This window comes from Commensalibacter papalotli (ex Botero et al. 2024) (assembly GCF_947179115.1).
Classification (GTDB): domain Bacteria; phylum Pseudomonadota; class Alphaproteobacteria; order Acetobacterales; family Acetobacteraceae; genus Commensalibacter; species Commensalibacter papalotli.
The window spans coordinates 65,290-79,467 of sequence record NZ_CAMXCI010000004.1; the positions used below are offsets into that span (position 1 = coordinate 65,290).

Below are 14,178 nucleotides of genomic sequence, written 5' to 3' on the forward strand. Positions count from 1 at the left end.
CTATTAATTACCAGGTGCATCTTCTGGTTTCATATTATCCATACCTACAGGAATCATCGTATTTCGCCCCGTTGCCATCGCAGGGAAACCATCAGAACCAGCACTTTGCGTTGCAGCACCGTTTGTACCAGGATTCATACTTGGTAACATATAATTGGGCTTTGGTGTATCTGGTGTTGCTGCTTTGGTTTGATAAGTATCGTTATTTCTGAACCATGTTGCAACCTGTTGGGTTACTTCATCGGCTAAATTTTTAGCAACACGCGCTTGTGCTGTTTCGTCATTTAGACTTTGTGCAAAATATTGCTCGTACGTTACCGTATATCCGTCCATTGCCTGTGCATCACCTTGCGCAATAACAACGGGATTGATAGAAATGGTCTTTAGTGCCCAATGTGCCCTACCAATCATTCTTGCACGACCAGAAGAGTTATCATGATGAATATCAATTGCCTCTTCATTTAAGCTTGGAGAAACATCCAATTGGTACGTTTTAGGATCTTCGGGTCCTGCTCCAGCAAGATTTTGTTGCAATGATTGGCGCACTAGCTGTCCATAACGGTCAGACAATACAGGAACATAAATTTTCTGTAATTCGCTATTTACATCCAGATTAGCGCTTTTGCCATACATGGGTTTAAATCCACATCCTGACAACATCACTCCAATCCCTAACAATACGCCAGAGGTCTTTAATAATTGACTAATTCGTTTCATCCGCTTACCACAAAGTTAACGATTTTATTAGGAACATGAATGGTCTTAATAATAGTTTTCCCATCCAAGAATTTCGCAACTGCCTTTTCTGAACGTGCCAGCTCTATAACAGCATCTTTATCCATATCAGGAGCAACCTCAATCGTTGCCCTTAATTTCCCTTTGATTTGCACCGCAATGATAACCCGTGTTGCCGCCAACAATGCATCATCAGCTATTGGCCAAGGGGTTTGTGCAACCAATTCTTGAACACCAAGTAATCGCACCATATCTTCGGCCATATGCGGAACCAAAGGTCCAGATAATAGGCTTAACATATAAGCTGCTTCACGACGGGCAAAATCCATCCCGACTTCTTTGGCTTGCTTTTCAGCATCTGCAACTGCGTTTGTCAGCTCATGCAAGCGGGCAATCGCCACATTCATTGCAAACCCATCCAATGCCTCTGTCACAGCCACAATGGTGCGATGCGTCATACGACGCAAATCATCTGCGCTTTGTGCAATTTGCTCCGGCAAAGAAACATTAACTGGAACATCTTGTGCAATAATAGACACAACACGATATAGACGTTGCAAGAAACGAGAGGTTGCAACAGCGCCCTCTTCTGTCCATTCCATATCCCGTTCTGGTGGATTATCAGACAAAATAAACCAACGCGCGGTATCCGCACCAAAACGTTCTATGATCGCAGAAGGCGCAATCGTATTTTTCTTAGATTTGGACATTTTTTCAATACGTCCAACCATAACTGCTTCGCCAGTATCACGGGTTACAAAACCAGCATCTGTTTTTTTGATTTCATCAGGGGATAACCACTCACCCGCAGCATCTTTATAGCTTTCATGCATTACCATGCCTTGGGTAAACAATGCCTTGAAAGGCTCTTGCATTCCCACTTCATCAATGGTGTTTAAAGCACGGGTAAAAAAACGTGCATAAAGCAAATGAAGAATAGCATGTTCAATCCCACCGATATATTGATCGACTGGCATCCAGCGGTTTACCGCTTCATGATCAATTGGATCGGAGGAATGCGGTGCCGTAAAACGTGCAAAATACCAAGAACTGTCAACGAATGTATCACAGGTATCGGTTTCTCTTTGTGCCTTGCCATGACATTTTGGACAGTCAACATGCTTCCAGGTCGGATGATTATCCAAAGGGTTTCCAGACAAAGAAAAATCAACATCTTCTGGTAAAATCACTGGCAATTGATCTTCTGGAACAGGCACAACACCACAAGTTGGGCAGTGAATTACAGGAATTGGGCAGCCCCAATAACGTTGACGAGATAATCCCCAATCCCGTAAACGCCAATTAACAATCTTTTCACCAATGCCCATTTCTTCCAAACGTGCAATCACTGCTTTCTTGGCTTTGGCAATCGTCAAACCATTTAAGAAATCGGAATTAATTAATACACCATCACCCGCATGTGGCTTGTCTGTAACCACGAATTGTGTTGGATCTTCACCTTGCGGCATCACCACGGTTTTAAAAGCAAGGTTATATTTGCGGGCAAAATCAATATCACGTTGATCGCCTGATGGGCATCCGAAAACAGCACCTGTGCCATAATCCATCAACACAAAATTAGCAATCCAAACAGGGAATTTCTGATTAGGTATAAAAGGATGAATGACTTGCAAGCCTGTATCCACGCCTTTTTTCTCTGCCTTTTCGATAACTTCTTCAGAAGTACCCATGCGGTGGCATTCTGCTATAAACTGACCAAGTTTAGGGTTGCTTTTAGCCAATTTTGCAGCGATTGGATGATCAGGAGAAATCGCTAAAAACGCCATTCCAAATAACGTATCTGGTCGAGTGGTAAAGACTTCAACGGATTGTAAAGCTTCTTCGAAATCAGATGGTGCATGATCCAAAGTAAACAGAACTTTTGCGCCTTCTGAACGTCCTAACCAGCGCTCTTGCATGGTTTTAACGCGTTCTGGCCAATTATCTAATGTTTTTAAACCATCCAACAAAGGCTGGGCAAATTTGGTAATTTTAAAGAACCATTGAAAGAGTTGTTTCTTTTCAATTAACGCACCAGAACGCCAACCTCTTCCATCAATAACTTGCTCATTGGCCAGCACTGTTTGATCTTCTGGATCCCAATTAACCCAACTTTCACGGCGCTCCAACAAGCCTTCCTTCATCAAACGAAGAATTAATTTTTGCTGCTGTCCGTAATATTCAGGTTGGCATGTTGCAAATTCACGATCCCAATTCAACGAAAAGCCCAAACGTTTGAGCTCTGCTCGCATCGCAGCAATATTTTCCATTGTCCATTTTGCTGGTGATACACCACGGCTTTTTGCTGCATTTTCAGCAGGCAATCCAAAAGCATCCCATCCCATAGGATGTAAAACACTATATCCACGGGCACGCTTATACCGAGCAACCACGTCCCCCAGTGTGTAATTCCGCACATGGCCCATATGTAATTGCCCCGAAGGATATGGAAACATCTCTAGGACATAGTATTTGGGCAAATTAGGGTCAGGAACATTGGGAACGTCAAACAAGCGACGCTTTTCCCATTCTTGTTGCCAAAATGGTTCTGTGTGTTGGAAATTATACGAAAAAGAAGAAGAGTCGCTCATAATATTTTAATCAGTATCTGTTAATTATTTTTTATATTTATCGGCACGTAACTCACGCGCACGAACTTGGATCTTGCTGGTAATGTCTGAAGCTGTATTCGCTGTTACTGGCGCATCAACCCACTGACCATTTTCTTGAACTTGTCTATGAACAACAACGCTGATTGAATCAGAACGCAAGCGGCGATCTAAGATTGCACAAATAATCTGAAAACGTTCTTTGTTAGCAGGAACAGGTTGATACCAATCGGTTACAAGAGTTCCCCCTACTGCATCAGCAGACAAAAGAGGCATAAAAGATAATGTATCAACAGCACCTCGCCATAAATACGCATTTACACCACCTTGCAAGTTGTCATCACCCCCCACAGCAGAACGATCTACTCCCACTAAGCGTTGGTCTGGAAATGCCAAGTTGTCTTGTTTTTTATCTTTTGAACAAGCAACAAGGCCTAAAGACAAAGCACTTGCCACTAACAAAAGTCGAGAAAACGACAATGAGGATACAAAATTCATAGGTTATGGCCTCTCCACTATTACCAAATCAGTGATCTGACGTTGATGATTTTTACAAAAAACGTTACAATAATATTGCCGTTCGTTATACAGAATTTAAATCTTTTTTTAAATCTTTATTCTTTATAATATGAGTTTTTTGCTGTTAAAAAAAGTCTTTTTACTGTTTTACTGATCTGATCAGGGTGTAAATCATGTTTTTGAGCAACAGATTGGCAAGTTTGCAAATCTGGAATCACGGAAATAATTTTATTATCTAATAATTGCCCAACCTGAACTTTGATTTTCCCCCAAGGGCTTAATACCAACTCATCATAATGCGTTAATCCTTCGTAATGCTCTGTACGCCAATGCACTGTATGTAACGCTATTTGAGAGAATAAATGATGCCGTATAGAGGTCGCAAATTCAGGTAAAGAAACAATAACTAATTTATGTGTTACTTGATTCGTCGTAAAAATAGGCATTATATAAACAAGCTGCGCCTCTTTTTGGTAAAGTTCTTGCTGTAAAATCTCAATTTGTTCTGGTTGTAGATTTGTAAATTCTGCTTGAGTTATAACAACATTATTATCGATATTATGTTTTCTGCCGTCTGTTACGTGACCAATACATAGTCTTAAAAAATTAGGAAGATTATCATATTCTATTCTTCCTGCTCCATAACCAACACGGTCAATACATAATGGAGGGCACGGGGAAAAACAAACATTTAATGCTTTAATTAATGCTGCACAAGTAGAGGTTAATAACTCTTTTTGCGGACCAGAGGATATAATAGGAGTTTCATCACCCAACAATTGTAATGTCGCAGGCGTTGGTACTGGTAAAGAGCCTTGTGGGTATTTCAACATACCAGATCCTACATTTAAAGGAGACGCATACCATTGATCAATATTTAACCAATCGCACCCTGTACAACACAAAACCACTGTAACAACAGTATTTAAGGCTCTAATTTTATGAAAATAGATTTCCTCTATGGGTAAAGCACGCACCTGTGCCTCTGCCACCGCAAGATAAGTAAAACAATTAATAGCGAGATCTTTCGCTTTTTCAGATAGATTTGCGTTGGAGATCAATGCAATAATCGTACTCAGTAACTGCAAATCTTCAGGAGCAGAATATTTATCTACGAAAATTGGTAGCTCGTAATAAGGAATCGATTCCAAATCAGTATCTTTAGAAGTAAGACTGATATGAGCCTTGGTTGTTTCAATCCCATTGCGCTTAATACGCATTAAATCTAACCGTGCACCAACATCTAATGCTTGCAATGCATCGTGCAAAATTTCTTGTGGCACCCCAGCATCAACCAGAGCACCAATAAACCTGCTGCTGCTCATTCCTGCAAAACAATCTAGATAGCCAATCTTCACCGAATAATTCTTTCGTTACTTTAAATTAACAGTATTTTAATTACTTTAATGATATTAAAAAATCCACTTAGACAATTCAACAGTTCTTTACTAACGATTTATACCTTAGCTGAAAATCTTACTGCCCTTTCAAAAAATGAAAAGAGGATCTTAATTTTTTCCAAAATAAATCACGCTTTACCTTGGTAACTGCACCAAATTGGGGCTCTGGACAATTATAACCAAAATGGGTAGCAAAAGATACTACAGGACCGTTTTTCAAATAGAGATTATAAAGCGCTACAGATTTTGCATTCGCATACGAAGAATTTTTCCATAAACTTACTTGTGCATGCTCTTCAGCAGATTCATATGAATCTGAATTAGGATAATAATATATAGCAGGAGGAGAACCATAATTTGATGTATCTTGCATCCAACCATTAGCATGACATAAAATAGCTGCGTATGCCTGTGATTGATGAGGTATTAGACTGGCCGCATATAAAACATCTTGTGCGGCCAAATACCGATAATGAAAGCGATGATTAGGAATTGGCCAAGAAGCCCCTGTTCGAACTTGTTCTGTGGAAACGCTCCATGGTTTATTGTTAGAGTTATGCACAGGCCCCATCATTTGGCTGATACCATATGCATAATCACCTGGATTTTGATCTGGATAACCAGACGTTCCCATCAGCGCCATACCGTGGCGACGCAAAATTACTGCTGCTTTCCATGCTGCCTTGGCACGATCTGTTGCCCAAAAACTGCGACGCATATCCGTTGTTGCCTTAATATAATCGCGCTCTAGTTGAACATGCTGAGGTATCCCTTTACAATTAGCATCCGCTGAAGTGACAAAATAAGGAATAGCTTCTTGTATACGTCCAGCCCGCATTAATCTACGAGCAAGCAAATGGCGCAATGCCATAGAGCGTCCAGCTAAATTATATCCGTAATATTTATCAGTATCTTGATCGTAATAATTTTCATTGCTGACCTCTTGATCACATACAGCCTGTCTATCTCTGGGGACAGTCGTATGAATATTAACAAATCGCTTTAGCTCATCAGGCGTTAATACATTTTCAGCGAGATAAACGACATCTCCCCAATAACTATCTCGAACTGGCCATAATTCTTCCAAAGCTTGAACAAAATTACCTTGAGACAATGTTAAAACTGCACGTTCCCCTTGTACACGCTGTATATTATCTTTTCGTAAACTTCCGTCATTAAAATGAGCAATCGCTTGGTGGTAAAATTCTTGCCCTTTTTCTTTATCACCTTTTCTCAGGGCAATCTTGGCCAAAACCCAAGCATCAAGTGCCTTTTGATTCTTTTGCCAATCATACTGGGCAAAAACCTGTGCTTTATCCATATCATTATTTTGATATGCAAAAGCCCCCAAAGATCCCAAATCATCATAATGATTTTTCTGATCTATTCCAGCCTTTACAAAAGCTTGTAAGATATTTTGCGTTTGTTCTTTCGAATAAGTTCTATAGTCGATTTCATCCGTTAATACATAAGCCAACAAAATTTTACGTAACAAAGGATTATGAACAGCCTGATCTAACAATAATTTAGCATCAGGATTCTTGGGGTCACTCAACCCTTTTAGAATAATGACAATCGAACTTAAACCACTATTCTCACCCAGTTTAACTTGTTTTAAATATAGCTCTACTGCTCTTTGTAATTGTAATAAACTATCCTCTTTAACACCACCAACATTCCATAGTGTTATACCACCTGAATCATCTTTGGGATTATATGGCGTTGTTATTCGCTTGCCAATTTGATCAAGAATTACACCCGCAGCCTCTCCATAAGCAGCAATTCCAAGATGCAAAGGATCTGGCGCACCATTTGCAACTAAATATGCTGTACCATTAAAGGATTGCACCGCATCTTCAAAATGTCCTAACTCTTTTTCAATACGACCTAATGTGTATTTCGCACAAACTTGCTGTGCAGCATTTTTGTCATTATAAGCCAGCAGAGCAAAAGCTGAGCGTGCTTCTTCCCATTGTTTATCGTGAAATAGTGTTGCTGCCTTTTTATAAGCTTCGTCCGTATTAGGACAAGTCGTTTGTTCTGAAGCTAAAAGATTTACGTTATCAGCTGAAAACAGATTTTGCTTTTCTTGTGCAGTGACGACACCAAGATTTTTTATCTTTTGAGAAAAAGTATCCGTTGAGGGTAAATCTAATAATGTCTGCTTGCGATTATCCAATAACTGCCATGGGAAAAAAGGGCCACATGCAATTACCACCGTAGACGTCAATACAGTCAGCCCCACGCAATAACACAAAACCCTTACTGACTGCTTCATTTAACGATTGTCCTTATATCAAAAAATCTTACCTACCAAGAGCATAGTGACATAAAATAAGACGTGAATATAGTAACAATTAACAAGTATTAATTTCAATCAAGTTAACCTTTAAAATGCTGTTACTTAATCATATTAGATGATAGCTTAAATGCAAGAGCCGGTAATTCTACTCTTACTTGTGACACAAAGATAAATCTGTTTTTATTTCCCAAAACAGATATTACTGGGGGAATATTATCACCGATTTTACAGTATCTAAAGATAGTCATATCGCTATCTTGCACTATGAGTGAATCGCAAACCTCTTAAAATGATACTCTAAATGATGCCATATTAAACCCAGATAAATTGTTCATGATATTCAAGCTGATTAAATCTTAGTCAACTTAAATATACACAAATGAATATCCACTCATAAACTATTAATAGAACGCTCTCAATATCAGGGTTATAAACTGCCCTGATTAGCACTCATAACTTTTTGCAAAGCTATTGTTAAAAGCAAAACAATCACCATCAACAATGCTACAAATATAAATGCATGAGATAAAGAACTGTGATGTGCAATAAACCCAACCATCGCAGGTCCTGCTAAAATACCAATATATCCCAACGTAGAAACAGCAGGCACAGCAACCATTTGTGACATCGTCGTTTGTTTACCAATCTGATTAAACATCACAGGCACAATATTAGAACAACCAGCACCAATTAAAAAATACCCTGTTAATAATATAGATAAATCAATCCCTGTAATGACAAAGTAAAAGCCTAACAAAGCGATAATGCTACCTATGATAACAACACGCAAAGCTCCAAATTTATTGACAATATAATCACCTGTAAGCCTTCCCCCTGTCATTGCTGTTGCAAAGGCCGTAAAACCTATACCTCCCAAAGAATCTGAGATATGTTTTGAATCAACTAAATACACAGCACTCCAATCTAATGCCGTTCCCTCGACTAAAAAAACAACAAAACAAATAATCCCTAAAACCAAAACGATCCCTTTCGGAATAGCAAAAGCAGGCCCTTCAGCAGGATTGGCATAAGGTAAAAAATGTCGAAAGCTAATACCAAAAAGAAAAATAATAATAAATAAAATTAAAAAAGTTGAAGCAATAATATTAACGCCCAAGGCAAGAAACCCTGTCATTAATCCTGCCCCGACTATACCACCTAGACTAAACATGCCATGAAATCCAGACATTAAGGCTTTTTTTTCTTTTTTCTCTACAATAATGGCTTGAACATTAATGGCACAATCCGTCATGCCAACACCCACACCAAAAATTAACAAAAAGAACGCTAAAAGAATTGGATGAGAGATAAAAGACAAAAAGGGCGCAGCAACCACCATGATAATGGTTGAAACGATAATAACATTTTTACACCCATAACGAGATGTCAAAGGTCCTGCCATAGGCATTGAAATAATTGCCCCTGCGCCTAAACAAAGTAATAATGTTCCCAAGACAGCATCATTAATTCCCGTATTCATTTTTGCAAAAGGGACAATGACTGCCCACATAGCGGTAATCATCCCTGCAATCAAGAAAATAACACGGGTGGCAATTTTATCATTCATATAATGTTGAAGCATAACAACTATTCTTCTGTATTTAAGATCTGCAAAACATCTTGATGTAATTGTGCATTAGCACTGGCAATAATAGCACCACCTTGCTCTGGTCTATGTCCCTCAATTGTTGTTACAACTCCACCTGCATGTTCAATAATTGGAATAAGGGCTGCAATATCATGAGGTTGTAAAGAATACTCTACACAAATATCAATATGTCCAGCCGCCAACATCGCCATAGCATAACATTCACCACCGTAACGGGTCATTAAAACTTGTTTTTTAAGTAATCCAAAATTATTTTTTTGATAAATATCTACAGACTCAGGCGAGGTTGTATGTAAAATTGCTTGATTTAAAGGAACAGATTGTCTTGTTTTTATTTGTACCGTTCCTAAACGGCCTGCAAACCAAGATGCCTGTCCATCAGACCAAAATCGATCCCCTGTATAAGGTTGACTCATTATTCCCATGACGGCTTTACTATCATATAGCAACCCAATTAAACATCCCCATACTGGTAATCCACATAGAAAAGGTCGCGTCCCATCAATTGGATCAATAACCCACTCAAACAGGCTATCCCCCTGAGTTCTTCCAAATTCTTCACCCATAATAGAATGTTCTGGATATTGTTGAGAGATCGCTTGTCGTAGCAATTTCTCTGTATCACGGTCAATATTAGTCACAGGATCAAACCGAAATCCCTCTTTGACTTTGGTACTAATATCTATTGTTTGGTTATTTAAATATGATTGTAACGTTTTTTGTTCAGCAACTTTAGCCAAACCATGTAAAAATTCTGGGGATGGTAAGGCAATATTCATAATACCCTCTTATGGCTCATCGTTATGTACAGCAAAAAATATAAGCTGTTGTATTTCTGAACAATAACCAAAATAAAAACCAATTTCCATATAAAATAACGATTATTATTTATTTAAAAAAGCAATCCATTACCAATTTTATACAGTATATCTCTTTGATATTTACGAACTCGTTACTATCTTATTGATTCTTGTCGAACGGAATAAGGTCAAAATAAGGTTTCCCTTGGCGTGCAAAAGAAGGACTATAAAAAGGATCATTATCAAGTAATTTTCCCCATCTTTTCCGCATTACTTTCACTTCCTTTTCAAATCTAACTAATTTTTCCTTGGTATCATCTAACCCTCTACTGAGAGATTCATGGTGTTCAGCAACAAAATCTGGCGTGATAATGATTTTATATCCCAACTGCGTAATTTTTAAACATAAATCAATATCATTAAAAGCAACCTTCAATGTTTTAGCATCAAACCCACCAACTTCTTCAAATACCTTTCGAGGAACCAACATACATGCTGCTGTAACAGCTGATACTTGATGAGGAAGCCATGCACGAGCACCATACCCAGGGTAAAACTCTGATTCATGCGAAAAAGCATGACCTGCCACACCCATCCAACCTAAAACAACCCCACAATGTTGGATCATTCTATTTTGATATAAAAATTTTCCACCAACAGCACCAACATTAGCGTCAATGACCATTTCTCCAAGCATGGTATCTAACCATAACTCATCCTGTACAAATAAATCATTATTTAAAAAAACAATATAGTCAGATGATGTTCTTTTTACCGCTAAATTATTAATTTTTGAATAATTAAATGCATACGGATAATTGATAATTTTTACTTTCTCATTTTTAGAGATTTTCTCTAAATATAAAAGAGTTTCCTGTTCTTTAGAGTTATTGTTAACCAGAACAATTTGTATGTTATGCCGTTTAGTGTACTTTAAAACATGTTCAACACATTTTTGTGTAAAGTGAACCTGATCTTTAAACGGAATAATAATAGCAACAGACTGATTTGGTTCAACAGACGCTGTTATATGATACATACTATGTTTACCATAGCTATCCACCGTTGCCTTTACATTTAAACGGCTTAAATGATCAGATACAGCTTTAATTCCAGCACCTATAACATAAGGCTTTGTCTCTGTAGATGAGGCTGTTGAAGTCGCCGTTTTACGCCAATGATACAATATTTCAGGAACATGAACAATTTGATGGGGCTGCACCAGTTCAATACAACGCAAAAGAAAATCATGATCTTGTGCACCATTATATTGTGTATCTAAATAACCAACTTTCTGAACCAAAGTTCGACGAACCATTGTTAAATGGTTTATATAGTTACAACCTAATAAATATCGATAGTTCCATTCTGGTTTGAACATAGGATCTGATATAATCCCATCATCATCAATCTTATCTTCATCAGAATATAAAATATTTACTTGATTATGAGGGTCGAATGCCAACATTCTTTCTATAGCACAATCAACAAGCACATCATCATGATCAAAAAAAGCAATCCATTCACCTTGTGCTAGATCAAGACAAGCATTCGTTGCCTCAGATATTCCTCTATTTTTCTCAGCAATAATATATTTAACTCGTGAATCTTTTTTTGCTAATTTTTTAATCTCTGCAACAATAATACTATCCCCTCCACCATCATCACAAAGAATAAGCTCTATATTTTTATATGTCTGATTTAACACAGAGTAAACAGCTGCTTGGAAGTCCTTTAAAACTGGTCGATACACAGGACATACAACAGAAACTAACGGTCTTACTTTAAGTGGCGTAGTCTTAATTTTTTTGTGCAACTCTAAATGATGTTGATAAAACCAAGACGCATAGTTCAAAACAGTTCCACCGTCATAAGGGAGAACTTCTTCTACATTTCTTAAAGCATGTTGTATTGCTTCAGTTAGAATATTATCCTTTATTTTTATTTTCTCTAGGTGACGATCTATATCTTTGATCTTATTAGCAACAGAAACTATTTTGTCAATTTGATCATTCAGCGCAACACCAAATAAAGCAGGACTACCTGGTAGTTCAATCATTTCAGGTAATAAATAAAAACGATAAACTTTATCAGTTCCATCTCTTAACTCTGTAGGGATAGAATATGAAAACCCAGAATATAAATCTATACCATGAGCATCATATACATCTTTCCGAGGTTCATCGGCCAATACACTTGCGATCGGGCGATGACCTAAACAAATAAGAACATGACACTTTGTTTCAAAATTTGCGTAACTACAATCTCGTGCAATTGACACCCATCCCCTAAGATTACCATTAATAGGATCATCAACATGCCCAATAACCCGAGGTTGAAATGCTATTTCAAAAGGATGTTCTTTAACTTTTTTCCCATTTACATAAAATTTAATATAATAATCATGTTGATCACGAATCATTATGATATGTTTCTGACCATCAAGGTAATGCGTTGGTAACTTATAAGAAAAACCTACGAACTCTTTATTTATTTTAGATTTTTTAACATCTGAGCGAGATTTATTACATTGTAAAGAGCCAACCAACTTCCTATCAATATAAATAGACAAATTAACAGGCTCATCTACCAATACATCACAAGCCCATCCTTTTATTTCATTCGCATTAACTTCATCTAAAAAACATAATATATTAGATGAAATTTGAACTGGACCATCATAAGTAGATGGAATAGCTGAAAGAGGTTTATAATTTTGACCTAGTTGAGATAACTTGTCCCAAACTTTCTGTGCGGCATCATATGCTGTATAATCAAGGATATCATTTTGATCATAATCTTGAAAAATACTCCATTCTCTTACACTTCCCCCAGGCTGTTTTCTTGCAATACGCCGTTGCCAATGCTCTCTGCTACGAATAATATAATGATGAATACGCCATTTAGCCTGCAAAATAGCATTCGATGCCACAATCCCATCAGATGACCATTGAATAATTTTATTATCTAAATTAACAATAGGCTCTCCTACATCTACAAAATGAGGATTAACAACTTTTTTTGCAAAAGCTGTCTTGAAAAACATTTTAACATGTCTGTTAATGTTTTCCGTATCCGCTCCTCTTAAAGTATACGCTTCAAGAACTAAACGTTCCTTAGAATCCTCCAAATTAGAAGAACCAAAAGTCATCCAGTTTAATGCAAAACCTTTAGAGCCCGACATTTGATTCAAAAGGTCATTTAAATTCTCATCTTTAGGAGGAATTAGAAATTCATCAGCATCTAAAAAACACATCCATTCCGCAGAGTCACGATATTTTTTTATTGCATGAGTGTATGCTGCACCTTGTTTTGTAAGACCTTTAATAGGATGCATACCATCTTTCCATAAGACGTAATCTACAGGAAAATATCGACTGGCATATTTTATTATTTCAGATGTACGATCTGTTGATTCATTGTCATAAATAACAATTTTTTCAAAACCAATTAGAGCGTGATGACATATCCATTCAAGGATGTCATTTTCTTCATTTTTAACAATAAGAACTAGGAGACTTTGAAACATCAGAATTTTATCACAAACAGCTATTAGATAAGCGAATATAACTTTATACTAGGCCAATTCAGTAACATACTTTTGAAATTAAACCAAAACTAATCGTTAATAAACTTAATCAATACTCTTTTTTTCATTTACTTTTCCCACCAATCACTATAGTCACTTTAATGTTTAATACATATATCCTTTTTCACCAAGAACTGTTTCAATAACCAATTATAACTTATTCGTGTTTAATTAAACACTGGAAAGCGCTTTAAAAATTTTAGATTATTATTTCCTTAAAGGATCTAATAATTTTATTTCAGATAATTTTTGTTGATTAGCCACATCCCACATCACAATACGATCTGGTAAACCTCCCCCACTAAGAGATATTACCATCATTTGATCTGATTGTCGAAAGATTTGGGTAATATGCGTTCCATTCGGCTCTTGTAAAACACTTACAGGGCGCATCACCGAAGCGGGTACAGATGATGTCGGTATTGTCGACATTACAGTTGCTGGATGATCATTTTTATGAATAAGTCGACTGACAATAACGAAAATTAAAACTGTTGTTGCCACAACAATTAAAACCCCTAGAAAAATAACTAACGCTAACATTCCTTTATTTTTTTGTGTTAAAGGTTCTGTTGTCTGTTCTGGCAGCATATTCTTCACTTTTTTGGAACTTTC

At 37.2% G+C, this 14,178-nt stretch carries 9 protein-coding genes; all 9 read right to left on the reverse strand.

The window, feature by feature from the left end:
• Positions 1 to 3: 3 nt before the first annotated feature.
• Positions 4 to 717: a hypothetical protein gene (locus QMN76_RS08225; protein ID WP_051461926.1), complete on the reverse strand. Its 714-nt coding sequence runs from the start codon at positions 715 to 717 to the stop codon at positions 4 to 6.
• Positions 714 to 3,326 (reverse strand): leucine--tRNA ligase, encoded by a 2,613-nt coding sequence (gene leuS, locus QMN76_RS08230; RefSeq protein ID WP_282023489.1) that lies wholly within the window; start codon positions 3,324 to 3,326, stop codon positions 714 to 716. Before leuS ends, QMN76_RS08225 begins: the two co-directional genes overlap by 4 nt.
• A gap of 24 nt (positions 3,327 to 3,350) precedes the next feature.
• On the reverse strand, positions 3,351 to 3,842 hold the full coding sequence (locus tag QMN76_RS08235) for a DUF3576 domain-containing protein (protein WP_034338282.1): 492 nt from the start codon (positions 3,840 to 3,842) through the stop codon (positions 3,351 to 3,353).
• Between the two features lie 116 nt (positions 3,843 to 3,958).
• Positions 3,959 to 5,221 carry a nickel pincer cofactor biosynthesis protein LarC gene (gene larC / locus QMN76_RS08240; RefSeq protein WP_034338285.1) on the reverse strand — a complete coding sequence of 421 codons (1,263 nt, stop codon included), beginning with the start codon at positions 5,219 to 5,221 and terminating at the stop codon, positions 3,959 to 3,961.
• A gap of 118 nt (positions 5,222 to 5,339) precedes the next feature.
• Positions 5,340 to 7,541: a hypothetical protein gene (locus QMN76_RS08245; RefSeq protein WP_282023490.1), complete on the reverse strand. Its 2,202-nt coding sequence runs from the start codon at positions 7,539 to 7,541 to the stop codon at positions 5,340 to 5,342.
• Positions 7,542 to 7,992: 451 nt separating this feature from the next.
• Positions 7,993 to 9,147 carry an MFS transporter gene (locus tag QMN76_RS08250; RefSeq protein WP_282023491.1) on the reverse strand — a complete coding sequence of 385 codons (1,155 nt, stop codon included), beginning with the start codon at positions 9,145 to 9,147 and terminating at the stop codon, positions 7,993 to 7,995.
• 5 nt (positions 9,148 to 9,152) lie between these two features.
• Positions 9,153 to 9,953 carry an inositol monophosphatase family protein gene (locus QMN76_RS08255; RefSeq protein WP_282065966.1) on the reverse strand — a complete coding sequence of 267 codons (801 nt, stop codon included), beginning with the start codon at positions 9,951 to 9,953 and terminating at the stop codon, positions 9,153 to 9,155.
• A 181-nt stretch (positions 9,954 to 10,134) separates the two neighbouring features.
• The gene (locus tag QMN76_RS08260; RefSeq protein ID WP_282023493.1) at positions 10,135 to 13,503 is read right to left on the reverse strand and encodes a glycosyltransferase; all 3,369 of its coding nucleotides are present in this window, start codon (positions 13,501 to 13,503) and stop codon (positions 10,135 to 10,137) included.
• Positions 13,504 to 13,770: 267 nt separating this feature from the next.
• Positions 13,771 to 14,154, reverse strand: coding sequence for a hypothetical protein (locus QMN76_RS08265; RefSeq protein ID WP_051461929.1), 384 nt, complete (start codon positions 14,152 to 14,154; stop codon positions 13,771 to 13,773).
• Positions 14,155 to 14,178: the final 24 nt, after the last annotated feature.